Origin of the sequence: Micromonospora sp. DT231 (genome assembly GCF_049847025.1) — a bacterium.
Taxonomy (GTDB): Bacteria; Actinomycetota; Actinomycetes; order Mycobacteriales; family Micromonosporaceae; genus Micromonospora.
This window is the reverse complement of sequence record NZ_JBNCNO010000011.1, coordinates 240,315-262,952: the sequence shown is the minus strand read 5'-3', so window position 1 is coordinate 262,952 and position 22,638 is coordinate 240,315. Positions and strand designations below refer to the sequence as shown.

Annotated in this window: 25 protein-coding genes and 2 pseudogenes; 16 read left to right on the top strand and 11 right to left on the bottom strand. The window is 69.2% G+C overall.

Annotated elements, in window-relative coordinates; genetic code table 11:
• Positions 1-383: 383 nt before the first annotated feature.
• Complete coding sequence (locus ACPXBU_RS25945) at positions 384-593, top strand: hypothetical protein (protein ID WP_425760034.1); 210 nt, start codon at positions 384-386, stop codon at positions 591-593.
• Between the two features lie 557 nt (positions 594-1,150).
• A complete protein-coding gene (locus ACPXBU_RS25940) occupies positions 1,151-1,375 on the top strand; it encodes a hypothetical protein (protein WP_425760033.1) in 225 nt (74 codons plus the stop codon).
• Between the two features lie 25 nt (positions 1,376-1,400).
• Here ACPXBU_RS25940 and ACPXBU_RS25935 read toward each other — a convergent pair whose 3' ends face one another.
• Positions 1,401-1,553 (bottom strand): hypothetical protein, encoded by a 153-nt coding sequence (locus tag ACPXBU_RS25935; protein ID WP_425760031.1) that lies wholly within the window; start codon positions 1,551-1,553, stop codon positions 1,401-1,403.
• 368 nt (positions 1,554-1,921) lie between these two features.
• A complete protein-coding gene (locus ACPXBU_RS25930; RefSeq protein ID WP_393362331.1) occupies positions 1,922-2,254 on the bottom strand; it encodes a hypothetical protein in 333 nt (110 codons plus the stop codon).
• A gap of 344 nt (positions 2,255-2,598) precedes the next feature.
• Between ACPXBU_RS25930 and ACPXBU_RS25925 the strand changes: the two genes are divergently transcribed.
• Positions 2,599-2,799: a DUF397 domain-containing protein gene (locus ACPXBU_RS25925; protein ID WP_393362333.1), complete on the top strand. Its 201-nt coding sequence runs from the start codon at positions 2,599-2,601 to the stop codon at positions 2,797-2,799.
• 179 nt (positions 2,800-2,978) lie between these two features.
• Here the strand turns inward: ACPXBU_RS25925 and ACPXBU_RS25920 are convergent, their stop codons facing one another.
• Positions 2,979-3,722 carry a DUF6082 family protein gene (locus tag ACPXBU_RS25920; protein ID WP_393362336.1) on the bottom strand — a complete coding sequence of 248 codons (744 nt, stop codon included), beginning with the start codon at positions 3,720-3,722 and terminating at the stop codon, positions 2,979-2,981.
• An 831-nt stretch (positions 3,723-4,553) separates the two neighbouring features.
• Here ACPXBU_RS25920 and ACPXBU_RS25915 point away from each other — a divergent pair.
• Positions 4,554-5,039: an SRPBCC family protein gene (locus ACPXBU_RS25915; protein WP_425760030.1), complete on the top strand. Its 486-nt coding sequence runs from the start codon at positions 4,554-4,556 to the stop codon at positions 5,037-5,039.
• On the top strand, positions 4,991-5,671 hold the full coding sequence (locus ACPXBU_RS25910) for an SRPBCC family protein (RefSeq protein ID WP_425760029.1): 681 nt from the start codon (positions 4,991-4,993) through the stop codon (positions 5,669-5,671). Before ACPXBU_RS25915 ends, ACPXBU_RS25910 begins: the two co-directional genes overlap by 49 nt.
• A 68-nt stretch (positions 5,672-5,739) precedes the next feature.
• On the opposite strand, the gene ACPXBU_RS25905 is transcribed toward ACPXBU_RS25910, so the two are convergent.
• Both ACPXBU_RS25905 and ACPXBU_RS25900 read right to left on the bottom strand, forming a co-directional pair.
• The gene (locus ACPXBU_RS25905) at positions 5,740-8,436 is read right to left on the bottom strand and encodes an AAA family ATPase (protein ID WP_425760028.1); all 2,697 of its coding nucleotides are present in this window, start codon (positions 8,434-8,436) and stop codon (positions 5,740-5,742) included.
• 111 nt (positions 8,437-8,547) lie between these two features.
• Positions 8,548-8,997 carry a VOC family protein gene (locus ACPXBU_RS25900; RefSeq protein ID WP_425760027.1) on the bottom strand — a complete coding sequence of 150 codons (450 nt, stop codon included), beginning with the start codon at positions 8,995-8,997 and terminating at the stop codon, positions 8,548-8,550.
• A gap of 124 nt (positions 8,998-9,121) precedes the next feature.
• On the opposite strand from ACPXBU_RS25900, the gene ACPXBU_RS25895 reads away from it, so the two are divergent.
• From ACPXBU_RS25895 to ACPXBU_RS25885, 3 genes and pseudogenes are all read left to right on the top strand, one after another.
• A complete protein-coding gene (locus ACPXBU_RS25895; RefSeq protein WP_425760025.1) occupies positions 9,122-9,922 on the top strand; it encodes a helix-turn-helix transcriptional regulator in 801 nt (266 codons plus the stop codon).
• Positions 9,923-10,031: 109 nt separating this feature from the next.
• On the top strand, positions 10,032-10,604 hold the full coding sequence (locus ACPXBU_RS25890; protein WP_425760024.1) for a GNAT family N-acetyltransferase: 573 nt from the start codon (positions 10,032-10,034) through the stop codon (positions 10,602-10,604).
• Positions 10,605-10,676: 72 nt separating this feature from the next.
• Positions 10,677-10,814, top strand: a pseudogene (locus ACPXBU_RS25885) (IS5/IS1182 family transposase); the annotation flags it as partial.
• 181 nt (positions 10,815-10,995) lie between these two features.
• On the opposite strand, the gene ACPXBU_RS25880 reads toward ACPXBU_RS25885, so the two are convergent.
• Positions 10,996-11,655: a response regulator transcription factor gene (locus ACPXBU_RS25880; RefSeq protein ID WP_425760023.1), complete on the bottom strand. Its 660-nt coding sequence runs from the start codon at positions 11,653-11,655 to the stop codon at positions 10,996-10,998.
• Positions 11,652-12,797 carry a sensor histidine kinase gene (locus ACPXBU_RS25875; protein WP_425760022.1) on the bottom strand — a complete coding sequence of 382 codons (1,146 nt, stop codon included), beginning with the start codon at positions 12,795-12,797 and terminating at the stop codon, positions 11,652-11,654. Before ACPXBU_RS25875 ends, ACPXBU_RS25880 begins: the two co-directional genes overlap by 4 nt.
• A 117-nt stretch (positions 12,798-12,914) precedes the next feature.
• Between ACPXBU_RS25875 and ACPXBU_RS25870 the strand changes: the two genes are divergently transcribed.
• The 6 genes from ACPXBU_RS25870 (at position 12,915) to ACPXBU_RS25845 (ending at position 18,145) form a co-directional block, all read left to right on the top strand.
• Positions 12,915-13,664, top strand: coding sequence for an ABC transporter ATP-binding protein (locus ACPXBU_RS25870; protein WP_425760021.1), 750 nt, complete (start codon positions 12,915-12,917; stop codon positions 13,662-13,664).
• 47 nt (positions 13,665-13,711) lie between these two features.
• The gene (locus ACPXBU_RS25865) at positions 13,712-15,229 is read left to right on the top strand and encodes an ABC transporter permease subunit (protein ID WP_425760020.1); all 1,518 of its coding nucleotides are present in this window, start codon (positions 13,712-13,714) and stop codon (positions 15,227-15,229) included.
• Positions 15,230-15,242: 13 nt separating this feature from the next.
• Positions 15,243-16,037 carry an ABC transporter permease gene (locus ACPXBU_RS25860; RefSeq protein ID WP_425760018.1) on the top strand — a complete coding sequence of 265 codons (795 nt, stop codon included), beginning with the start codon at positions 15,243-15,245 and terminating at the stop codon, positions 16,035-16,037.
• A 151-nt stretch (positions 16,038-16,188) separates the two neighbouring features.
• Positions 16,189-16,995 (top strand): helix-turn-helix domain-containing protein, encoded by an 807-nt coding sequence (locus tag ACPXBU_RS25855; RefSeq protein WP_425760016.1) that lies wholly within the window; start codon positions 16,189-16,191, stop codon positions 16,993-16,995.
• A 47-nt stretch (positions 16,996-17,042) separates the two neighbouring features.
• A complete protein-coding gene (locus ACPXBU_RS25850) occupies positions 17,043-17,951 on the top strand; it encodes an SDR family NAD(P)-dependent oxidoreductase (RefSeq protein ID WP_425760015.1) in 909 nt (302 codons plus the stop codon).
• On the top strand, positions 17,948-18,145 hold the full coding sequence (locus tag ACPXBU_RS25845) for an NAD(P)-binding domain-containing protein (RefSeq protein ID WP_425760013.1): 198 nt from the start codon (positions 17,948-17,950) through the stop codon (positions 18,143-18,145). Before ACPXBU_RS25850 ends, ACPXBU_RS25845 begins: the two co-directional genes overlap by 4 nt.
• Here ACPXBU_RS25845 and ACPXBU_RS25840 read toward each other — a convergent pair.
• On the bottom strand, positions 18,136-19,221 hold the full coding sequence (locus ACPXBU_RS25840) for a hypothetical protein (protein WP_425760012.1): 1,086 nt from the start codon (positions 19,219-19,221) through the stop codon (positions 18,136-18,138). The genes ACPXBU_RS25845 and ACPXBU_RS25840 overlap by 10 nt on opposite strands.
• On the bottom strand, positions 19,218-19,556 hold the full coding sequence (locus tag ACPXBU_RS25835; RefSeq protein WP_393362383.1) for a PadR family transcriptional regulator: 339 nt from the start codon (positions 19,554-19,556) through the stop codon (positions 19,218-19,220). Before ACPXBU_RS25835 ends, ACPXBU_RS25840 begins: the two co-directional genes overlap by 4 nt.
• A gap of 324 nt (positions 19,557-19,880) precedes the next feature.
• On the opposite strand from ACPXBU_RS25835, the pseudogene ACPXBU_RS25830 reads away from it, so the two are divergent.
• Positions 19,881-19,985: pseudogene (locus ACPXBU_RS25830) on the top strand (LuxR C-terminal-related transcriptional regulator); the annotation flags it as partial.
• Between the two features lie 120 nt (positions 19,986-20,105).
• Here ACPXBU_RS25830 and ACPXBU_RS25825 read toward each other — a convergent pair.
• Positions 20,106-20,579 carry a MarR family winged helix-turn-helix transcriptional regulator gene (locus ACPXBU_RS25825; RefSeq protein ID WP_425760011.1) on the bottom strand — a complete coding sequence of 158 codons (474 nt, stop codon included), beginning with the start codon at positions 20,577-20,579 and terminating at the stop codon, positions 20,106-20,108.
• Between the two features lie 224 nt (positions 20,580-20,803).
• On the opposite strand from ACPXBU_RS25825, the gene ACPXBU_RS25820 reads away from it, so the two are divergent.
• Positions 20,804-21,739 (top strand): NADP-dependent oxidoreductase, encoded by a 936-nt coding sequence (locus ACPXBU_RS25820; protein WP_425760010.1) that lies wholly within the window; start codon positions 20,804-20,806, stop codon positions 21,737-21,739.
• 237 nt (positions 21,740-21,976) lie between these two features.
• Here the strand turns inward: ACPXBU_RS25820 and ACPXBU_RS25815 are convergent, their stop codons facing one another.
• The gene (locus ACPXBU_RS25815) at positions 21,977-22,618 is read right to left on the bottom strand and encodes a TetR/AcrR family transcriptional regulator (protein WP_425760009.1); all 642 of its coding nucleotides are present in this window, start codon (positions 22,616-22,618) and stop codon (positions 21,977-21,979) included.
• Positions 22,619-22,638 lie beyond the last annotated feature (20 nt).

Sequence of the window (22,638 nt, the reverse complement as noted above, 5' to 3'; positions counted from 1 at the left end):
GTCGGTCGTCACAAACTGATCCTCAACACCCTTCGTCTATCTCCACCACCCAGGGCCGTTAGGACTTACTCGTCTAGGTCATCGCCCATCGCGGCCCTTGCGATAGAAGCCACGAGCCAGCCGAGGAACCCGATCAGGAGGAGGGCCACGACAATGACACTGACCTGCCAGGGCTTCATGGCCTGAGAACGTATCGCGCCTCGCGGCCAAGTTCCAGGCAGTCCTTACGGCACTGGTATCCGGACGCCGACACTCATCCGGCTCCGCCACACCTCACCCAATCAAGTGCTTGGCGTTGGCCCCCGCTGGAATCTACGGACGGGCTTTGCAGCCGATGTGCACACCGGTCGTACCCTGCTGATCATCAGACCAAGGAGGCCGCGATGGCCCTGTCCGGCAGAGGATGCCCCGACTGCGGGCGTCATGTCCGCGAACCCTTCGAGCAGACCATCACCGGCCGCATGGTCTGCCCTGACTGCGCCAAAGCTCTGTTCATGGGCTCTGCTGCCGGTGCCATCACAGGCAACATCGGCTCAGGCTACGGCGTCTGGGCCATGCTGATGCGGAAGATCCGACGCAAGGATCCCTCGTAGTTCCGTAGCTGGTCCACCGAGAGCTGCGCTGAAGCTCGGCCTCCTCACCCTTGCGAACCGGCGCGATGCGGCCGCCGCTGCCCATGACGACCCGGGCCAGTGGCTTCTTACGCCGCCGCTTTATCAGTGGACGCTCGCCGTCACGCTTAGCCCCGCTATCTCCTGCCCAGGGCGCCGGCAAAGTCGCCGGGTGCCCGGCTTGATGTGGTCGGTGTAGACGCGCCCTTGCTGGTGGTAGCAGGACGGGCATGATCGTTGAGGTGATCATCGAGTTCCGTGCGCCTTGTTGATCGTCCGACGTCAGTCATGCCTGCTCTGCCGTCACCGCCGATCTGGTCCTTGTCGTGCGCACCGGCGGTCCATGGCCGGCTTGCGCCGCATCGGCATCGGCATCGGCAAGGTTGGCCACCGTAAGGCTGGCGCCCCTACGCTGCACTCTGTGGTCTCTGCTGAGGGTGGCGCCGGTGAGAGTCATGGCACGCCGGTAGCCGCGCGGTCGAGGCGGCGCTTTGGCTGGTGGAACCAACTGTTAGGGCTGATCGTGGTTATGGTCGGCAGTGGACACCTCCTTGTGTCCATGGCTGGTGCTGGCGTCGGACGTCACCACTGTCTGCGCGATTGCGACGTGGTTGGCGGGATACACCGCGGCGCTTGACGGTGAACTCAATCTTCTTTGGGCCGACGCGCTGACGGCCGCCGTCTACGCGGTGGCGGCCTTTGTTCGTCACCTCGGCGGACGGCACGGAATGCCACCGGAGTCCGAGGCCGTAGGTGGTCTCTGATCACACCAGGGCCCCGGCAGAGGCGTCAGGTGATGCCGAGTAGGGCCAGTGGGCGGCTGCTGTCGCGGGCGAGGTAGCGGTTGGCGGCGGCGATGTTGGTGACTCTGGCGGTGCTTGCCGTCCACGCCGGTGCTGGCCAGCACCACGCCGGTGGCTTGGTCGCACGCTGCGAGGACATGCTGGGCGGTGGCGTCGGTAGTGCGGGAGGGGCGCAATGTCTTGCCGTCCACGGCGATCGCCCGCCTGTCCGCTGGCGGTGTGGCTGTGGTCCGGCTGGCGAGCCAGCAACTGATGGCCGCGGTAAGCAGGTCCGGGTCCAAGGCCTGCGACAACCGGCGGATCATCGCTTCCGATGGGCGCCGGTCCGGGGTCATGCTCAGTGCGGTCGCGGTCGCAGCGGAAACGTCTGCGATCCAATCGGCGATCGCGCTGGAGGAGCGGTAGCTCGCCACCACGGCGCAGACCGGCGGCCGTTCCCGTGCCCGCAGACGCGCCGAACAGCCCGAATCAGCCTGGCTTCATAACGAACCCAGAGCGGCCACCGCGCTAGCGGGCGGCCTTGTCACGGATGGGTCGCACGTGCCGGAAGGCGACCAGCAGGGCGGCGGCGAGGCCAGCCACCAGCAGGATCCTTATCACGGTGAACAGCACCGTGTCTCCCGTGGAGTGGGGCGGGAAGATGTCCTTGACGAGCCAGCCGAGGCCCATCCCCAGCCCCAGGAAGGCGTGCATCGCGGCCCGCAGGCGTGGGACGGGCTGCGGGCGGCCGAAGATCCGGGGCACCTCCGTGCCGCCACGGCTCCTGGCGAGCAGCACGGCGGCGACGGCCAGGTTGGCCGCGGCGGCCACGATGGCCAAGACCAGGTCCACGGATCCCATGGGGCCACACGCTATCGCACGGATGCCCGCGGCCGGGATCAGCTGAAATCTACCTAACGATCCCAGGCTGTCGTACTAATTCGGAACGTATTCAAGTTTCATAAGGTGATAGGCGATCGCATACCCTCTGACAGAATCCACCATCACCTTGGTTCGCACTTGTGGTCGAATACCTGCACGACCACATGATCTACCGCTGGCCGCGCCGGCATTCTGACTCCCACGAAGCCATACGGGCTTGTCGCACACTCTGTGCGACAAGCCCGCCGCAGTCCAGATACCTTTACGCTCTACACTACCTAAAAAGTGTCGATTCGGCGCAACCGTAACAAGGAGATCTTCCATTGAAGCCCGAATATAGCGATGATCGATCACCGAATTGGATTAAGAGCAGTCGCAGCACGTTGACCCAAGAGTGTGTTGAGGTGACCAGAAGCCGAGATCACCACCTGGTCAGGGATTCAAAAGACCCCGGGGGTCCGATTCTCACTTTCCACCATTCATCCTGGAGGGTATTTGTTTCTAACGTCCGCAGCGGTTTATGAAACCGCAGACACGCACACTCCGGGCAGCCCGGCCGCAGGTGGCTTCCTCATCAGTTCGACTGACCATCAGTTAGCAACGACGCACTCTCCGCCAATCGGCGGGAGCGCAGGGATCTTCGAAGTGGCGGACGAACCCGGTTTCCTACCAAAACTGGTGGACTCACCGGCACTCCCAGGCGTCAGGGCCTGCCGAAAAACCGCCTCCCTGCTGGCTGTAGTAGAATTCCAATTGCCATCCCTGCCGCTACACCAACAGTAAGCAGATGGCGCGAGCTACGCGATAATTGTCGTTCTGGACTTGGAACGGCAACCGCAACGCCGCGCCCCGCAGGGGCTTCCGCAGCACCCCGGTCAGCATTGTGGCACTCCTCGGAGAGGATTGCATAGAACCGTTTCCGTCGTCGCGAGCTAAGGTATGAACCCCCGTTAATCTTCCACCATTCGCGAGCTATCCCTGACTCGAAAAGGCGCCTCGCCACAGTATGCAGGGTATTCTCGTTCATCTCGCCGAGATCCCACACCATCGCCCAGTGGCCGACAAACAGATTCGCATAGACCTTCAACACTGCATCGGGATCGCCAGTCGCGGCCGATCCATCAACGTAGAGGAACTGAGGATTCTCGAGTGCCAACTTCACGATGTCAAACTGCCTTTGTCGAATCAGGTGAACTTGACTGATTCTATTTAGATTGTTTTGGATTAGCAAGGATATTGAGACGCCAACGAGGGCAAGGCCGGAAAGCACAGCCGACGTGCCCCCGTATGCCTGACCGATATTCGAGAGGTCACTCCACTGGACCGAGAGGTCCGCCATCCAGGCCATCGCCACGGGAGAAAGTGCAATTAGGCCCATCGAAGCTATCGCCGCCAGTGAGATGAACGCCTTCCGGCACCATGATGGCCAGGTCTGAAAGCTCGACATACCACTCTCCGATAGTTTCGCACTCGGCTACCCTCTTAGCCAGCATGGACTGGCCGCGCAAGTACGTCGATGCGAGAGATTGCCGCAGTCGTTCTGGCTGGAGAGTCGGATACTGCCAGGTGCCTCAGCCTGCGGTCAGGCATGGAGTAGCCGACGGCTACCGCCAGGACTGCCGCGCGGTCTTGCCTCCATAGCGGTGAGCAGGCTCTGAGGGGTCGGCACCTATGGACATAATGGTACTTTTGTCAACGGCAACAGAACCTCGGCCCGGTACCCATTGTTGCGTGTCGTGCGTGCTGCCGAGAAGAACTCATTGCGGGATGAAAACCGATGTGGTGATACTTCTACGCCTGCGCCTATTGCAGCTCAGGGGGTGGCAGCGCTGGGTGTTCGAGCCAGAACCGACGAGGTGACGCTGACGTTGCGGGCGGCATGCGGGCCGACCACAGCGCAAGTCGCCACACGCGGCGGTTGCCCGATCAGGTCGAGCGGTCAGGAAGCCTGAGTCGACAGTCGGCGTGCCGGCCGTTGGTCCTGAGACGGATGTCGTCAGGCGCTGCACATGGCACCTGATCACAGATATGCCTCCGCCTGCGCCAACACGTCCACTGCGCGGCCGTGCTGCCGTCCCCCTGACGAGGTCGACGGAACGGCGTCGTGACGGCGGGGTACGCGAGAGGCCGGGGCCGGCCCACGTACCGCGAACTAGGTAGTTCTTGCCGATGTGTAGCGGTTGCCGTCTTGGCACGATCGCATCTGCCGGGTGTGGATCTAGCGGCTCGCTCTCCTGCCCGGCGATCCGATGGTCAGTGACCGCAGAGAGGCTTCACGATGGAGAACAATACGGACACCGACGAGGCCGGCATTGACGTGTCGGCCCCGGTGGTCAGCCGCCACAGCGTCACGGTGACCGCGTCGGCGGAAGACGTGTGGCGGATCCTCACCGACATCGACGCATGGACAACCTGGCTGCCAGAGATCCCGTACGCACGCGTGGAAACACCCGGTCCGCTCGCCCCGGGCTCCGTGTTCCGCTGGTCGGCCGCGGGCATGGAGATCGAGTCGACGATCGTTCAGGTACGGCCGCGGGAACGCCTCGTGTGGCGGGGATACGGTGACGGACCGGACGGGGTCCTCGGTGTCCACGTCTGGGCGCTCACTCCGGCCGGCGACGGTGTGGAGGTGTCGACCGAGGAGTCCTTCGCGGGCCCGCCTGTCGATGCCGACCCTGGGCCTTTCCAGGAGGGCCTCGACACGACCCTCGCCAGGTGGCTGGACCGACTCAAGGGCACCGCCGAGGCGGGGGCCGCCTCGTGAAGAATCGTGTGTTTGCCGTCGCGACGGCAGTGGTCGTGGCCGGCCTCGTGGGCACCGCAGGTGCGCCGGCTCGGGCCGAGGTCAGGCGCGATGTCGGCGCCGACCGCGCGACGGTGCGATGTGCGGGACGGACTGTCGACACCGCGGCGAAGATTCGCTATCGGACGGAGACGACGATCGACGCTCCGCTACGGACCGTCTGGAGGTTGCAGACGGACGTGGAACGCTGGCCGTCGTGGCAGAAGCCCGTTTTGTCCAGCAAGCGGCTCGATCGTGGCCCACTGCGTCCCGGTTCGTCGTTCCGGTGGACGACACCGGTCCCCGAGACCGCGCTGAATCCCGCCACGACCCTCGTCGTCACGTCCACCGTCCGGCAGCTTCAACACCAGAGGTGCCTTCGGTGGGACGGCCCGGCGATCGGTGCGGGGCTGCGCATCGACGAGGGGGTGCACGTGTGGACGTTCACCGAGATCGACGGTCGGGTTCTCGTGCGTACCGAGGAGACGTGGCGCGGTGACCAGGTGGAGCAGGACGTCGCCTTCTCCACCGAGGCTCTCGGAGGGGGCCTGGAGACGTGGCTGACGGAGCTGAAGACGCGTGCCGAACGGGAGTGTGACCGGGCCCGGCGCTGACCTGACCCAGGGGCCCCGCCGGTCTCGTACCGGCGGGGCCCTTTCCTCGCTCGGTCGGCCCGGCTCCGTCAGCGGAGTAGTTCTCGTAGCTGCCGGCGTGAGGTGATGCCCAGTTTGCGGTAGCGGTTGCGCAGGTGGGCGTCGATCGTTCGCGGGCTGACGAACAGCAGCGCGGCGACTTCCCTGGTGCCTGCGCCGGAGGCGACCTTGCGGGCAACGAGTAGCTCGCGGGCGGTCAGCCCCGCGAGCGGATCGGCGTCGTCGGCCAGGGTCGGCTCGCCGATGGCATCCAGTTCGCGGGCGGCGCGGCCGGCGAACCCGCGCGCGCCGATGGTGGAGAGCAGTTCGTGCGCGGCGCGCAGCTCCACCCGCGCCTCGGCGCGGCGGCCGACCCGTCGCAGCCACTGCCCGTAGAGCAGTCGGGCACGCGCGTAGTGGACTCGCATCCTGCTCCCGGCGAACCTGCTGATCGCGGCACGGTAGTGGTCCTGCGCGCCGAGCCCCGGGTCGAGCAGCGCACTCGCCAGTAGATGCGCACCGGTCGTCCACGCGTTCGGGTTGACCCGTGCGACATCCCCGATCCATTCAGCCGATTCCTTGGCTTCTTCGGGACGTCCGACGTACGCGGCGGCTTCGACCAGCTCGTGGTGGAAGACGGAGGCGGCGTACGCCCCGCGCCGGTGCTGGTCCCGTACGAGCAGCAACGCGTCGATCGCGGCCTCATGGTCGCCGCTGCCGTTGCACAGGACGCCGATCGAGTAGTGCAGCGCGGTGGGTTTCACCCCCACCCAGTCGCGCAACTTTTCCCGGATCTCGCGGAACCGTTCGACGTCCCCGCTCCACGCGGCAAGCATCAGGTCGGACCCGACGAGGTTTGACGTCCCGGCGGCCTCGTCGACCGCACGCGCCTCGATGATGCAGACCAGCGCGTCGGCGAAGCGACCCACGATCGTCCGGGCGACCGCCTGGAAGCGCAACGCATGGGGAAGGATCGCGTAGGCCCCCTGCGCCCGGGCGAGTTCCACCTGACGGTCGACGATCTGCTCCATGGCATCGCTGTCGCCGATGTCGACGCTCAACACACAGGCACGTTCCATCCACCACGGATCCGCGTCGGGGGTTCGGGCGTGGTCCCGGAAGGCGTCGACCGTGCGCCGCATCATGGGCATCGCCTCGTCCACCGGGCGGAGGTGCTGCTCGACCAACGCCTGCAGCAGCAGGTCGACCGGACGTGGCGGCTGACGCTGGGGTACCCGTTCCCGGATGTGCAGGGCGAGCCGCCGTAACCTCCCCGGCTCGTCGACGCTGAACATGAGCGATGCGAACGCCTCCAGGTAGGTCTCGCGGACCTCGTCGGGCCCCACGCCGTCGGCCGCGTCGATGAGCGCGATCGTCGCCGGGATGCTGCGCGCCACGTGATAGTCGATCGTGGCGCGCAGCAGTCGCGCGGCGTGGCGGTCGGCGGGGTCCGGGTGGAGACGCTCGGCCTCGTCCACCAACTCCCGAGCGGCAGATGGTGCCCCCGAGCCCAACCGCGCCCGGGCCGCGGCCAGCAGCCGGCGGGCCTGCCGTGACCGGCCGGGTGTCAGTCGGGCCGCGCGCTCGAGGAACGCGGCCATGGCCGCGAGTCCGCCGCGGCGCTGAGCTCGTCCGGCCGAACGCTCCAGCTCGGCCGCGGTCTCCTCATCCGGGCCGGTGATCGCGTTCGCCTGGTGCCAGGCGCGACGGTCGGGATCGACGTCGGCGTCCGTACCGGCGGCGAGCGACGCGTGTGCCTGCCGTCGCGCCCCGGCGCCAGTCGACAGGTACACCGTGGAACGCGCCAACGGATGCCGGAAGTACACCCGGGACCCGGTCACCAACAGGCCGCTGTCCTCGGCCGCGGCCAGGTCCACGGCGTCCAGCCCCTGAATCGCCATCGCGCGGCGCAGCAGAACGAGGTCGCCTGTCGGCTCCGCCGCGGCCAGCGCCAGAACCGAGCGCGTGGGTGCCGGCAGTCGCAGGAACCGACTCACGAACCGGTGTTCCACGGCGCGGTGGCCGGCGTCCCCGGGTAGCCCGAACGGTCCGGCGTCGCGGGCGAACTCCACCAGGGCGAGCGGGTTGCCGGCCGCTTCGGCGAGGATCCGTTGCACGATCGTCGCCTCGTGGCCGAATGGTGCCTGATACCGCAGCAGGGTGAGGGATTCCGAATCGGTGAGCCCGGTGAGAGTGAGGACGGGCAGGCGACCGAGCCCCGACACCGAGGCGGCGTCACGGCCAGCGAACACCATGGCGACCCGCTCCGCCGCAACGCGTGCCGCGACGAAGGCCAGTACCTGCCGCGAGCCGGCGTCGATCCACTGCACGTCGTCGACCGCGCAGAACACCGGCCTGCGCCGGCCTACGGCACTCAGCAGGCCGAGAACGGCAAGGCCGACAAGCATCGGGGTCGGCGTTGCCCCGGCCCGCAGCCCGAACACCGCGTCGAGCGCGCTCCGCTGCGGCACGGGGAGCCCAGCGCGGTGGTCGAGCACGGGCGCGCACAACTGGTGCAGGGCCGAGTAGGGCAGCTCGCTCTCGAACTCGACACCACCGGCCCGCAGCACCCGCCATCCGTCGAGCCGCGAAGCGGCCGCACCGATGAGCGTCGACTTGCCGATCCCCGCATCACCGAGAACGAGCATCGCCCCGCCACGGCCCCGCGCCGCGGCTGCCGTCACCGAGGCGATCTCGCCCAACTCCGCCTCGCGAGCGACGAACAATCCCGACCTGATATCTGTCATCAGCTTCTGCGTGTCGCCGGACGAATGGTGCCCTCCGGTTGTGCGGCCCCCGCCGATGGTATCCAGAGCAGCGCACCGACCGGGACGGGCGCCGGTCCGGAGTCGGCGCTCCTACGAGGGCAACTCGAACAGTTCCAGCTGGATGCCGTCGGGGTCACGAAGATAGAGGATTTTCGTCCCGGCCAGCGCCCCCGCTTCGACGCCATCGCCGTCCTGGAGCACGACCGGGTCGGCGTTGACGTGCACGCCCCGCCGCACCAGGTCGCGGTGCGCCGCGTCGAGGTCGTCGACCTCAAAACACAGGTGCATCACCCCAACGTCGGAGTTGCGCCCGGTGAAGGGCCTCGGCTGCGGGCTGTCGTACTGGATGAGTTCCAGCAGGACGTTCTCGCCGGCCAACGCGAAGGAGGCCCGCATCGACGCGTTCTCGACCTCGACAACCGCACCGATCGCCGGGTTCGTCGCCGCGATCGTCACGCCGTTCGGCGCGATGCCGAGGACGTCCTCGTACCACCTCACCGACCGCGCCAAATCGCCGACCGGCACTCCGATGTGATGCATCCTGGTCACTTTGCTCATGATCCCCATCCTGAAGGGCTGAGCGGGCACCGTGGAAGGCACAGATCTTCCGCGTACCGCTGGTACCACCCAGCTCCCCGGAGGACCGATGGCGGATCATGGGTTCATGAGTGACCTCGGAGCCGCGCTGCGGGCCTGGCGGGATCGCACGGACCCGGCCGCGGTCGGTCTCCCGAACGCATCACCTCGTCGCGTCGTCGGGCTACGGCGCGGCGAGCTGGCAGCACTGGCCGGCATCTCCCCCGAATACGTGGCACGCCTCGAACAGGGCCGGGCCGCCACACCATCGGCGCAGGTGTGCACCTCCCTGGCCCGCGCGCTACGACTCTCCGACGACGAGGAGGCGCACCTGATGCGCCTTGCCGGCTTCGCCGCGGCCCCGGACCGCATGCCCCACCTGATCCCCGGCAGCCTGCACCGCGTCATCGACCACCTCGACGACACCCCGGTGGCGGTCTACGACGCCGCGTGGCGGCTGCTGCACTGGAACCGGCTGTTCGCGGCCGTCTTCGGCGACCCCACGGGCGCCATCGCCGACGATCGCAACGCCCTGATCGTCCAGTTCGAGTCCCGAAACCCCCGAGTCCGCCAGACCGACACCGAGCGCGCCTACTTCGAGCAGTCGTTGGTGGCCGACCTGCGCGCGACAAGCGCCCGCTATCCGAACGACCCCGACGTGGCGGCACTGATCTCGCGGATGGCCGGGAACGACAGGTTCTGCCGCCTCTGGGCCCTCGGCGCGGTGGCTCCTCACGAGAGCGCGCACAAGACCGCCGTACACCCGGACGTGGGGGCCATCCCGCTGGACGCCAACGTTTTGACCACCCAGAACACCGACCTGCGCCTCGTGGTCCTCACGCCTCGGCCCGACACCGCCGCTCGCGAGAAGCTGGACCGACTGGGTTGACGACACCCGTTCCAATCTGGACGGGGACGCCGCGCCGGTAGGTATCTCCCACCTGACGGCCGCCGGCCCGGGGCAGCGGGCGGCCCGGCCCGTCACTACGGTGCGGAGGATGGACAGTTCCCATCCACTGGTGGCCGGCATTGTCCACCAGGCGCCCGACTCGACCGTACGGTTGCGCCCGGTGGCCGAGGACGACCTGGTGATGTTGCGCCGGTTCGCGGTCGAACCCGGGCTGATCGGGCTCGACTGGGCCGGCTTCCGGGACGCGGCCGCGCCGGCCCGCCGCTTCGCCGAGGACGGCTATCTCGGCGAGCGGACTGGCGGCCTGGTCGTGCAGGTCGATTCGGCGGCGGATGCCCCGGCGGGCTACCTCAGCTATCTCCAGGGCCAGTACGGTGGGCGGGCGCCCTACTGGGAGATCGGCATCGTGCTGCTGCCCGAGTGGCGCGGCCAGGGCATCGGCTGGCGGGCGCAGGCGCTGCTCTGCGACTACCTGTTCAGCCACACCCCCGCGCAGCGCATTCAGGCCAGCACCCATGCCGAAAACGCCGCCGAGCAGCGGTCGCTGGAGAAGGCCGGCTTCCAACTGGAGGGGGTCGTGCGGGCCTGCGAGTTCCGGGCCGGCGCCTGGCGCGACGGGTGGCTCTACAGCCGGCTGCGCGACGACCCGTCACCGCTGTGACCGAACGGCCCGGCGTCCTACCGGGTGGGGTCGAGCCTGCGGAAGTTGTCTGCGGCAGCAACCCGTCGGATCTACCGCAGGCGCAACGTCGTGGAACTCTGCTTCAACCGGCTCGAACAGTGGCGCGACCCGGCCACCCGATACGCCAAACGCGCATCCCTCTACCGGGCCAGCCTGGTGCTCATCGCAGCCGTTATCCGGCTTCCATGATCGACAGGACAGGCCCTAGGGCGTGTGTCAAAGCCCCTGGCCGGCCTGCGGCGGGTCCAGACGACGACCGGCCGCGTTGGAGATCGGTCCGGATACAACACCGGTATCCGGACCAATCTCCGCCTTGCCGGACCGCCGCCTGGACGCCGCCTCGGCTCGACCGAGGACTTTGACACACGCCCTAGTCGGCGATGCGGTAGCCGACGCCGGCCCTGGTGGTGATGATCTGCGGGTCGCCGAGTTTGCGGCGCAGGCGGCCGATCGTGACCGTGACGGTGTTGGTGAACGGGTCGGTGTTCTCGTCCCAGACCTGGTCCAGCAGCGATTCGGCGCTCAGGAACGTGGGCGCCGCCCGCAGCAGCGCCTCCAGCAGGGCGAACTCTTTCACCGACAGGTCCAGCCGGCGGCCGTCGCGGGTGGCGGTGCGCCGGGCCGGGTCGAGCTCCAGGCCGGCCGCGCGCAGCGTCCTCGGCTGCGCCGACGGGCGGCGGCGGGCCACGGCGCGGATCCGCAGCACCAGCTCGGGGAAGTGGAACGGCTTGGCCAGGTAGTCGTCGGCGCCGAGCGTCAGGCCGGTGACCCGGTCGCCGGGCGCGCCAGCCGCGGTCAGCATCAGGACCATCGGGCGGTCGTCCCGTTCGGTGATCATCTGGCAGAGGGTGTCGCCGTGCAGGCCCGGCAGGTCGCGGTCGAGCACCACCACCTCGTACGGCGCGAGGTCCAGCTTCTCGGCGGCCGTCAGGCCATCCAGCGCGACGTCGACGGCCATCCCCTGGTCGCGCAGGCCCTCGGCGATCACCTCGGCGAGCGCCCGCGCGTCCTCGACCACCAGCACCCTCACGCGGCCTCGTTCTCCCCGGAAGCCGGCGGTAGCAGCGGGAGCCGGATCGCCACGTGCAGGCCGCCCTCGGGCCGGGCGCGCAGCACCATCGTGCCGCCGTGCGCCGCCGCGATGGCCGCCACGATGGACAGGCCCAGCCCGGTGCCGCCGCCGGCGGTCCGCTCCAGGCCGAGCCGCTGGAACGGCTGGCCGAGCCGGGCGACCTGCTCCGGGTCAAGGGATGGGCCGCCGGTCTCGACGGCCAGCAGCGCGGTGCCGGCCTCGGGCGCGGCGACCATCCGGACCCAGCCGTCCGGCACGTTGTGGGTGATCGCATTGTCGATCACATTGCCGGTCATCTGGGCGAGCAGCACCGCGTTGCCGCGGGTCCAGGCGTCCGGCCGCACGTCGGCGCGGACCGTCAGCCGCTTGGCCTCGATGTCGGCGGCGCGGGCGGACACCACCTCCGTCACCAGCGCGCCTACGGAGACCGGTTCGCGGTCGGCGAGCGCGCCGTGCTGAATGCGGGCCAGGGTGAGGAAGCCGTCGAGCAGCCCGTCGACCCGGTCCAGCTCGGTACGCAGCCGGCCGGCGAGCGCGACCGTCTGCGGCGGCACCGGCCCGGGCTTCGCGGCCGCGACGTCCAGCGACGCACGCATCGTGGCCAGCGGGGTGCGCAGCTCGTGGGAGGCGTTGGCGACGAACCGGCGCTGCGCCGCGAACGCCTGCTCCAGGCGTTCGAGCAACTCGTCGATGGTGTCGGCGAGCGCCTTGACCTCGTCGTCGGGACCGGGGGTGGCCAGCCGCTCGTGCAGGTTGTCGGCGGTGATCCGGCGGGTGGCCGCGGTGATCGTGCGCAGCGGGCGCAGTACCCGCCCGGCGACGGACCGGCCCAGCAGCACCGAGGTCACCCCCATCACGGCCAGCGCGATCGCCGAGCCTCCCAGCAGTTGCCGGGCCTGATCCCGGTGCACGGCCTCCAGCCGGGCCTCCAGTTCGGCGATCCGCGCGGCGGAGGTGTCCGACCGTTGTTGCTGCGCGGGCACGACCGGGGAGGTACTGCGGGCGATTGTGAGGAAGCTGGTGAGGCCGAGCAGTGCGACGCCGGAGAGCATGAACAGCGCCACGTACATGATCGTGAACCGCAGCCGAGCCGTCCGCATCCGTTCCCCCTGCCGCGCCACCGACCGGCACGTGACCAGCATTCCGGTCCGGACCTAACAACGCCATAACGGTGCGCGTTCGACCGCTGTTACGGCGCGCGCCGTAGAACCGAGCCCATGGAATCCACCATCGAGGTCGCAGACCTCCACAAACGGTACGGGCGCACCGTCGCCCTGGACGGCGTGTCCTTCACGGTACGGCCGGGGCACGTCACCGGCTTCGTCGGCCCGAACGGCGCCGGCAAGTCCACCACCATGCGGGTGGTCCTCGGCCTCGCGGCCCCGAACGCCGGCACCGCGCTCGTCGGCGGCGTGCCCTACCGGACGCTGCGCCGGCCACTGACCCACGTGGGGGCCCTGCTCGACGCCGGGGCGCTGCAGCCGAGCCGCTCCGCCCGCAACCATCTGCTCTGGCTGGCCCATTCGCAGGGCTTCGCTGCCCGGCGAGTCGACGAGGTGCTGGAGCAGGCCGGGCTGGGCGAGGTCCGCCGCCGCAAAGCTGGCGGCTTCTCCCTGGGCATGCGGCAGCGGCTCGGGATCGCCGCCGCGCTGCTCGGCGACCCGCCGGTGCTGATGCTGGACGAGCCGTTCAACGGCCTCGACCCGGAGGGCATCGTGTGGATGCGCGGGCTGCTGGGGACCCTCGCCGCCCAGGGGCGGGCCGTGCTGGTCTCCAGCCACCTGATGAGCGAGCTCCAACACATCGCCGCGCACGTGGTGATCGTCGGCCGGGGCCGGGTCCTCGCCGACACCACCGTGTCCGAACTGCTGGCGGCGACACCGGGGGGAGGCGCGGGCTCGCTGGAGGACGCCTACTTCGCGCTGACCCGCGACGCGGTGGAGTTCCGCGGGGAGGTGGCCCGATGAGCCAGCGTTCGGGCGAATCAGCGCCGGAGCGTAGCGGCGGTGGCGGCATGAGCGACTTCGGACGGCTCGTGCGGGCCGAATGGACCAAGTTCCGGACGGTCCGCGGCTGGGTGCTCGGCATCGTGACCGCGGCCGTGGTGACCGTGCTGCTGGGGCTGTACGTCGCGTCGAACAGCCTGTCGTCCTGCTCTCTGGGGACTGTCGAGGTCGAGTGCCCGACGCCCCCGGTCGGCCCGGACGGCGAGGCGGTGCGGGACAAGTTCTACTTCGTGCACCAGCCGCTGGCCGGGGACGGCGCCGTCACGGTACGGGTGACGTCGATGACCGGCCTGATCACCTACCCGCCGCCGAATCACAACGAGATCGTCCCCGGCCTGGTGGAGTGGGCGAAGGCCGGCGTCATCGCCAAGGACGGCACCACCGAGGGATCCCGGTATGTGGCCCTCATGGTCACCGCCAAGCACGGCGTGCGGATGCAGCACGACTTCATCCACGACACCGAGGGCAAACCAGGCGCCGTATCCGCCGACGCCCCGCGCTGGCTGCGGCTGACCCGCGCGGGTGACACGCTCACCGGAGAGGAGTCGACCGACGGCGCATCCTGGACCAGAGTGGGCACCGCGACGCTGGCAGGCACCGTCGAGATCGGGCTCTTCGTCACCTCACCCAGTGACCTCAGCGTGGATGGTGGCGTCGGAGGCGGGACCGCCCAGGCCCGGCTGGCCAAGGCGACCGCCACCTTCGACAACGTCGGGCTGACCGGCACCGCGCCCGGCGGCGACTGGCTCCGCGACGACGTCGGGGCCAAGCCGAACCTGGACGGCGCCCCGCACCACCCGGGCAGCGTCGAGGAGGCGGGCGGCGTCATGACCCTGTCCGGCAACGGCGACATGGCACCACTCACCGGCGAAGCCGGGCCCGCTGTCCTGCTTGTACTGATCGGACTGGTCATCGGCCTGATCGTGGTGATCGTGGTGGCCGCCCTCAACGTCTCGACCGAACTCAGGCGGGGCCTGATCGGGGTGACGCTGCTGGCGAGCCCACGGCGGGGTCGCGTCCTGGCGGCGAAGGCCGTCGTGCTCGGCGCCGTCACCTTCGTCGCCGGGACGGCCGCCGCCGCGCTGGTCATCCCGCTCGCCTGGGATCTGCTGCGGGACAACGGCTTCCGGCAGCCGGGGTTGCCGCTGCCGACCATCGCGCGGGTGGCCGTCGAGGCCGGTCTGCTGGTTGCTGGCACGGCGCTGCTCACCCTGGGGCTCGGCGTGCTGCTCCGGCGCGGGTTGGCGGCGGTCGGCATCGCGGTGGCGGTAGTGGTGTTGCCGTACCTGGCGGTGATCATCGGCGGCCTGCCGACCGCGGCGTCCGAATGGCTGCTGCGGCTGACCCCCGCCGCGGCCTTCGCGATCCAGCAGGTCACGCCCGAGTATGCGCACGTGGTGGCGAACTACACACCCGGGTCCGGCTACTACCCGCTGCCGGCATGGGGTGGCCTCGCCGTCATGGCCGGGTACGCCGCGCTGGCCCTCGGCCTGGCGGCCGCGCGGCTGCGCCGGAGCGACGCGTGAGCGAGGAGCGAGCTTGCGAGCCCCGCAGCGAACGCACATGGGGCACGGCGTGAGCCGGGCGCTGCACGCCGAGTGGACGAAGCTGCGGACCGAGCCGGCCGCCCGCTGGCTGCTGCCGTGCATCGTGGTGGCGACGGTGCTGGTGAGCCTGTTCGCGGTCGCCGCGGCGAGCTGCAAGGTGGGTGGATGCGGTTTCGATCCGGCGGCGCTGAGCCTGGCCGGGGTGCAGTTGGGCCAGGCTGTCGTCGTGATGCTGGCCGTGCTGGCGATCGGCGGCGAGCAGGGCACGGGCCTGCTCCGCACGACGTTCACCGCCGCGCCCCGCCGGATAGCGGTGCTGGCCGCGAAGGCGGTCCTGATCAGCGGCCTGACCCTGGCCGCCGGGACCGTCGCCGTGCTCGGCTGCGTGGCCGCCGGCCGGGCGATCCTGCCCGGCAACGGCATCGCCGCGCCGTCGCTGGCCGACGGTCCGACACTGCGGGCGGCCGTCGGGTCGGTGCTCTATCTGGTGCTGGTCGGGCTGCTCGCGCTCGGCGTCGCCGCAGCGATCCGAGACTCGGCGGCCTCGGCGGGGGCGATGTTCGCCCTGCTCTACACCGTGCCGCTCGTCGCGGCGGTGATCAACGACCCGGAGCTGCAACGGACGCTGCGCCGGTTCGCGCCGATGACGTCGGGCCTCGCCATCCAGGCCACCACCGACCTGGATAACCTCCCGATCGGCCCCTGGGCGGGCCTCGCCGTCCTGGCCGCCTGGTCCGCCGCGTCCCTACTCCTCGGCGCCCTCCTCCTCCACCACCGCGACCCCTGACCCGCCCTCCCCGCGACCGTAGGCACCAGGCTATTCATCGTCCGGCGCGATATGTCCGATTGAGTGCCCCCCGGGGGTGACGCGCCGGCAGGCAACGGTGAAGCCGGTACGAGCCGTACGAAGCGGCTCGGTCATAGGTAGATTTGTTCCCGTGCCAGAGCCGACGCCCCTGGGTGACTTCCTCCGCGCGCGGCGCGCTGTCCTACGTCCCGTCGAACGCGACGGCAAGCTGCGGCGCGTCCGCGGGTTGCGTCGCGAGGAGGTGGCGAAGCTGGCCTCGATCAGCCCCGATTACTACGTACGTCTGGAGCAGGGCCGCAACGACAGCCCGTCGCCGCAGGTGGTCGATGCGCTCGCCCGTGCCCTGCAACTGGACGAGGACGGCGCGAGCTACCTGCGCAAGCTCGCCGACCAGCCCCGGACCACCCCCGCCTCCGACGATCGCGAGCAACTGCCGGAGGGCATCCGCCTGTTGATCCAGGGGCTGCACGAGGTGCCCGCCTTCGCCCACGGCAAATACCTGGACGTCCTGGCCGCCAACCCGCTCGCCGGGGCGCTGTTCCCGGGCCAGTCCGAAGGAGCCAACCTGCTGCGGGTGGCGTTCACCGACCCCACGGTCCGTGCAATGTACGACCAGTGGTCCGCGGTGGTCGCCGAGGTCGTCGCCAACGCCCGACTCGTCCTCGGCGCGGACGCCGGCTCCGAGCAGCTCCAGGATCTGGTGGAGGAGCTGCGCACCACCGACGACGACTTTCGTGCCATCTGGGACCGGCAGGACGTGCGGGAGACTGCCGCCGGCGTTCGGACCCTGCACCACCCGGCCGTGGGTGACCTTGAGCTGATGTACGAGCGGCTGCACATCACCGGCACCGACGCCCAGTTCCTCGTCATCCATCACGCCCGCTCCGGCAGCGAGTCGGAGTCGAAACTGGCGAAACTGCGCGCCACGTTCCTATGAACGACAACCCCAGGTATGTCCGCCCGCACGGCCGTACCGTCCTTGACATGTCCAATCTGATTACCACCCCATTCGGGTTCGAGAGCACCGCCGACGAGGTTCTCGCCGGAGTCGACCTCACCGGCAAACGCGCCATCGTGACCGGCGGCGCCACCGGCATCGGGCGCGAGACGACGCGTGCCCTGGCCACGGCCGGCGCCGAGGTCACCATCGCGACCCGCGACGTGAACGCGGGCCGACAGGTCGCCGAGAGCACGCCGGGCAACATTCGGGTTGTCCCCCTCGACCTGGCCGACCTCGACTCGGTCGACGCCTTCACCCGCGCCTGGCAGGGCCCGCTGCACATCCTCGTCAACAACGCCGGCGTCATGGCCGTACCCGACCGGCGGCTCACCGCTCAGGGCCACGAACTGCAGTTCGGCACCAACTACCTCGGCCACTTCGCGCTGACCGTCGGCCTGCACGACGTCCTGGCGGCCGCCAGCGAGGCACGGATCGTGTCGGTCTCCTCCAACGCCCACTTCATGTCCGACATCGCCTACGACGACATCGACTACGTCCACCGCGACTACAACCCCTGGACCGCCTACGGCCAGTCGAAGACCGGCGACGTCCTGCTCGCCGTCGAGGCCACTCGCCGGTGGAACGCCGAGGGCATCGTCGCCAACTCGCTCAACCCCGGTGCGATCGCCACCGGCCTGCAAAAGCACACCGGCGGCCTGCGCACACCCGAACACCTGCGCAAGACCCCGCCACAGGGCGCGGCCACCTCGGTCCTGCTCGCCGCTTCCCCGCTGCTCGACGGCGTCGGCGGCCGCTACTTCGAGGACTGCAACGAGTCCCCGACCCTGACCGCCCCGCCAGAGATGTTCGGCAAGGGTGTCGCCGCGTGGGCCGTAGACGCCGACAACGCCGCTCGCCTGTGGGACGTTGCCAACGGTCTGCTGAAGCGATGACCGTCGGTTTCATCGGCCTCGGCGACCAAGGCGCACCGATGGCGCGGGCGATCGCCGACAAAGGCTTCGATTTGTACGTGTGGGCCCGCCGACCCGATTCCTACCGCGGCGGAGTCCGGACGACGACCGGCGGCGTTGCGGTTTCGTTCGGATACGACACCGGTACGCCGCGCCCGGTCGGCGGCTACTTCTGATCTTGGTCGAGGTTGGCCTCGTGGGTCAGATTACTGGCCGAGCCCGGATCGGTGGCGAGTGCGGGCCGGGCCGGGCCGAGGCGGGGCGGGCAGAGCACGGCCACGGCGATGGCTGCTGTTATCGCCGCCCCGGCGGGGTAGGCCAGGCCGCCAAACTCGTCGGTGGGCACCAGGCCACGCCAGAACGGCGAGTCAGGCACGGCCGTGTCGGACAGTGCGCCCAGGAATTGCAGACTACCGAGCAGCCAGGCGGGGATCAGCATGACGAGACCGCCAATGGCGGCGGTGGCCGCGAGAGGAGTGGCCCACGGACGGTGCTCGAGACGGCGGCTGGCCCAGCCGACTAGCAGCCAGCCGGCCAGCATACCGAGCAGGCCGACGGCGAGCGTCGAACCGGTGAGCCACAGCGGTTCCGCCCGGTAGATCGAGACCCTGAGCCCGCCTTCGGCGTACGCTGCGTCGAAGTAGTCCTCGAAGGACAGCACGAGTGCGCCGTTGCGTGCGGTCAACGCCTGCGAGTTGTTTTGCGGGGCGCCGGTTTCGATGTAGGTCGGGCTGGTCGAGTAGGTGTCGGTGACGCGCCAGCCGGCCGCCTCCAGGCGTTGCTGCAGGCCGGCTAGATAGGCATCGACGTCCTCGGTCGCGGGCGTTCGCTCGGTGCGGTAGCTGAGCGACGCCGCATCGGTCTCACCACCGTTGTTGCGGAAGGGGTCGTCCGACCTTCCGGACGACTGGGCCGACAAGCCTGGGGTGAGCATCTGGGCGAGCTGGGTCCACGCTGCGCCGGTTGGAAGCGCCGGCACCGCCTCCCAACCAATACGGTTCGCCAGCGACGCGCTCAGAAAGCCGGAGAAAATTGAGGCGACGATTGCCAGCACGACCACGCCTCTGCTGAGTGGGCGACCAAGTCGGGTCCGCATGCCTTGCCGAAGCAGGTTGAGCGTCTCAGTAGGGGCGGGCCGGACGTGTCCGGCCTCGGCGGCCATGAGCAGCGTGTCTGCCAGTTCTTCGCGACGTGACCCCTTCGGGTAGACGTGCAGCAGCAGGCGATATGTGGTGGCGAGGCGGCGGCTCATGCGAACGCCGGGCCAGGCCGCGTGGCGTTCAGCCGCCGTGATGCGGTGCGAACGTTGTGGGCCAATCGCGCTGTCTCCTCAGCGAGTGCCGCCGCGCCGGCGTCGGTGAGGCGGTAGTAGCGCCGAGGACGCCCGTCAACGGTCTCCTCTCTGTCGATCGCGACCAGTCCTTGGGCCGCTAACCGGTCCAGCGCCGCGTAGAGGGTGCCGGCCTGCAACCTGACCTGGCCTTCGGAGAGCGCCTCGGCCGTCTGGATCACGCCGTACCCGTGCCGTGGCTGATCGACCAGTGCGGTCAGGATCCAGAACGTCGGTTCTCGCATGGCCTTCGACATAATCGCCAATATAAAGATTGTCTGACTATGCTGCAACGGCACTGGTGCCGCGCCGGCCGCTCCGCGGGAACCAGGACGCCGCACCGCTTCTGAACTGCGGGAACGTGGAGCCGCAGGCAGGGTGGGGGCAGTTGAGCGCCGATCGGCGCCGTTGGACGCAGTTCAAGGCCGTTCAAGGCACCCTGCTGCTCCCGGCCTGCTCCCCCACCCGGGCTCGCACCCGGCCGCCCACCGATCGTGAGCTGTCAGCCCAGTGCGTTGGATAGCACCTGCGCTGGCTCCCACGGCCACATCGGTCGACCGGGGAGCACGCCTACGGCCGCCGGGGAACAGACGGTCAAGACACACGTGTCGCACCTGCTGACGAAGCTGGGGCTGCGCGACCGGGTACAGGCCGTCATCTTCGCCTACGAGAACGCGCTGCTCTGACACCCTGGGCAGCCATAGCGGGCGAGTCAGTGGCCCCAGCTCAGGACATACCGGATGCCATCCCTGGCGTGCGCCGCGTCGACTCGGCTGAGGTATCGAGCTCAGTTCGGTGGGCGTCGTTCACCGGTTGTCGAGTTGCTCGCGTACCAGAGCGGCGATGCGGGAGAGCGCGGCGCCGAGGTGGCGTTGCTGTGCAGCGCTGAGTGGGTCGAACACCAGTTGCCTGACCCGCTCGACGTGAGCCGGGGCACTGTCCTCGACTTTACGCAGTCCGGCGTCAGTCAGGGTCGCGAGGGTGTACCGGCCGTTGTGCGGGTCAGGGCACCGGGTGACCCACCCCTGCTGCTCGAAACGGACCATCAGCTTGGACAGCCGTGGTTGCGTGCTGTCGCACTGCGCGGCCAGGTCGCTGAGCCGCATCGTGTGCGTCTCGGTCATGGACAGCCGAGCCATCACGCTGTACTCGAAGTTCGAGATGCCCTCGTCCCGCTGCAACTGGCGGTCCAGCAGCGTGGGCAGCGCGACGACCACGGTGCGCAGGTCCTGCCACAGCTTTTGCTGCTCGTCGTCGAGCCAATGGGGGGTGCCGGTCATACGCGCAGCTTACTTGACTGGGCAACCTGGCACCCAGATGCCTTTCGCTGCTCAGAGGCAGGCACTGACCCGGCCGGCCCCTGTGATGCCGCGCACCTTGACTTGCCTAGGCAAGTTAAGCACACTCGTTCACAGTTGCCCAGGCAAGTGCGGCGGCGTCGCGGCGTCCGGAGATTCCCCCGTTCGCCACGGATCCGACACCCCGAAACCATGAGGAGAGTGCAGTGAAGGCAATTCGCTACCACGAGTTCGGCAGCACCGAGGTCCTGCGCCAGGAGGAGGTGGAGCGTCCGGTCCCCGGTGCCGGCCAAGTGCTGGTGAAGGTGGTGGCCACCTCGTTCAACCCCGTCGACGACCACATCCGGCTGGGCGTCCTCGCTGAGATGATCCCCACCCCGCTGCCGATCACCCCCGGCCTCGACGTCGCGGGCACCGTTGCCGAGCTCGGCGACCAGGTCAGCGGACTGCAGGTCGGCGACCCGATCATCGCCATGTTCCCGCTGCACGAGCACGGCGGAGCCGCCGAGTACGCGGTCGTGGCCGCCGACCTGGTGACCGCCGCGCCCCGCAGCATCCCGCTGACCGACGCCGCCGCACTACCCCTGACCGGGCTGGCCGCTCGCCAAGCGGCAGTCGAGCTCGCCGGGATCAAGGCCGGCCAGACCGTTCTCGTCAACGGGGCAGGCGGTGCGGTGGGAAGCATCGTGGTCCAGCTCGCCGTCGAAGCCGGCGCGAAGGTGACCGCCGTCGACGGCCCCCAGCATGCGGACCGCCTGAACGGCTACGGTGCGGAGAAGGTCGTCGACCCGCTGGACCTCGCCGCAGGCCCGGCCGCTGTCGGTGGTCCCTTCGACGTGGTGGTGAACCACGTACGCCTGGCTCCCGAGGATCTCGCGAAGCTGACCCCCTACGTGGCCGACGGCGGCATCGTCGTCAGTTCCGCCGGCCCGGTGCCGGCCGACGAGGCACGCTCGGTACGCACCGCCGGCGTGTGGGTCGGCCCCGACGCCTCCCACCTGGCCGACCTCGTCTCCCGTATCGACAACGGCGTACTCAAGCTGCACATCGCCGACCGCCGACCGCTGGAGGAAGTGCCGACCATCCACCAGGATGCAAGCAACGGCAAGCTGCTCGGCAAAACGGTAATCGTCGTCGCCTGACGCCACGTCCACGTCCACCATCGAAGCCCCACTTTGATGGTGGACGCCGACGTACACGGAGCAGCTCGGTCGGCCGGTCGGAGCCGCGGCCAACTCGGCGGCGTTTGTAGTCGTCATGGGCGCGGTGCTCGCAGCCGCCCGGCGACCGACACTCCGTCTCCCCCGCTGGGTGCGGTTGACGGACGTTCTCGCGATGGATTGCTTCTGCCCGCCGGTGTTTGGCGCGGCGGGCTGTCGTCAGGTGTTGTGCGCTCTGTCCAGGGCTATCGCTATCGATGCCTGGGCTTGCTCGAGTGTGTCGCCGGCTCCAACCGCAAGGTCCCGTAGGTACTGGCGGAACTCGTCATCAGACGGGTGGTTTGGGGTGAGGTGGCCGGCGAGTTCGAGGCTGACCAGTCCGTGCAGCTGACACCACATGCGCCGGGTGACGGACCAGGGGTCTGCGGGACGGAACCGGCCTGCCTGGATGCATCGGGGGACGGTATCCCTAGCTACGCGCAGCGTGTAGAGGCCGATGCGCCGGTCTTCTTCTGAAAGTTGGAACCCGGCGATGCTTGAGCCGCCGAACATCACCGCGTACAGGTGGGGTGCCAGGTGCGCGGACTGCCGGTACGCGATGGCCAACTGGAAGCTGTCGGCGACTGGGTCGTCGCTGGCATGCACCGTCGCCAGCCGGTCAGCCAGCCGGGCGAAGCCCTCCCGGATGACGGCCCGTACCAGGCCTGGCATGCCGCCGAAGTACGTGTAGATGGCCATTGTGGAGGTGCCCGTCTCGCGTGCTAGTGCTCGCGCGGACAGTGACCGGGGCCCCTGCTCGGTCAGCAGCCGAGCGGCGACTTCGACGAGTTCCTGCCGCGGATCGCTGCTTGCCCTTGACATGAGCTCATCATAACGGTGTT

What these genes read in the sequence shown, in the direction of transcription:
- ACPXBU_RS25945 (WP_425760034.1), top strand. Translation starts at nt 384, where the DNA reads ATGGCCCTGTCCGGCAGAGGATGCCCCGACTGCGGGCGTCATGTCCGC.
- ACPXBU_RS25870 (WP_425760021.1), top strand. Translation starts at nt 12,915, where the DNA reads ATGGAATCCACCATCGAGGTCGCAGACCTCCACAAACGGTACGGGCGC.
- ACPXBU_RS25825 (WP_425760011.1), bottom strand. Translation starts at nt 20,579, where the DNA reads ATGACCGGCACCCCCCATTGGCTCGACGACGAGCAGCAAAAGCTGTGG.
- ACPXBU_RS25845 (WP_425760013.1), top strand. Translation starts at nt 17,948, where the DNA reads ATGACCGTCGGTTTCATCGGCCTCGGCGACCAAGGCGCACCGATGGCG.
- ACPXBU_RS25875 (WP_425760022.1), bottom strand. Translation starts at nt 12,797, where the DNA reads ATGCGGACGGCTCGGCTGCGGTTCACGATCATGTACGTGGCGCTGTTC.
- ACPXBU_RS25895 (WP_425760025.1), top strand. Translation starts at nt 9,122, where the DNA reads ATGAGTGACCTCGGAGCCGCGCTGCGGGCCTGGCGGGATCGCACGGAC.
- ACPXBU_RS25890 (WP_425760024.1), top strand. Translation starts at nt 10,032, where the DNA reads ATGGACAGTTCCCATCCACTGGTGGCCGGCATTGTCCACCAGGCGCCC.
- ACPXBU_RS25815 (WP_425760009.1), bottom strand. Translation starts at nt 22,618, where the DNA reads ATGTCAAGGGCAAGCAGCGATCCGCGGCAGGAACTCGTCGAAGTCGCC.
- ACPXBU_RS25835 (WP_393362383.1), bottom strand. Translation starts at nt 19,556, where the DNA reads ATGTCGAAGGCCATGCGAGAACCGACGTTCTGGATCCTGACCGCACTG.
- ACPXBU_RS25850 (WP_425760015.1), top strand. Translation starts at nt 17,043, where the DNA reads ATGTCCAATCTGATTACCACCCCATTCGGGTTCGAGAGCACCGCCGAC.
- ACPXBU_RS25840 (WP_425760012.1), bottom strand. Translation starts at nt 19,221, where the DNA reads ATGAGCCGCCGCCTCGCCACCACATATCGCCTGCTGCTGCACGTCTAC.
- ACPXBU_RS25920 (WP_393362336.1), bottom strand. Translation starts at nt 3,722, where the DNA reads ATGTCGAGCTTTCAGACCTGGCCATCATGGTGCCGGAAGGCGTTCATC.
- ACPXBU_RS25930 (WP_393362331.1), bottom strand. Translation starts at nt 2,254, where the DNA reads ATGGGATCCGTGGACCTGGTCTTGGCCATCGTGGCCGCCGCGGCCAAC.
- ACPXBU_RS25900 (WP_425760027.1), bottom strand. Translation starts at nt 8,997, where the DNA reads ATGCATCACATCGGAGTGCCGGTCGGCGATTTGGCGCGGTCGGTGAGG.
- ACPXBU_RS25935 (WP_425760031.1), bottom strand. Translation starts at nt 1,553, where the DNA reads ATGTCCTCGCAGCGTGCGACCAAGCCACCGGCGTGGTGCTGGCCAGCA.
- ACPXBU_RS25905 (WP_425760028.1), bottom strand. Translation starts at nt 8,436, where the DNA reads ATGACAGATATCAGGTCGGGATTGTTCGTCGCTCGCGAGGCGGAGTTG.
- ACPXBU_RS25915 (WP_425760030.1), top strand. Translation starts at nt 4,554, where the DNA reads ATGGAGAACAATACGGACACCGACGAGGCCGGCATTGACGTGTCGGCC.
- ACPXBU_RS25865 (WP_425760020.1), top strand. Translation starts at nt 13,712, where the DNA reads ATGAGCGACTTCGGACGGCTCGTGCGGGCCGAATGGACCAAGTTCCGG.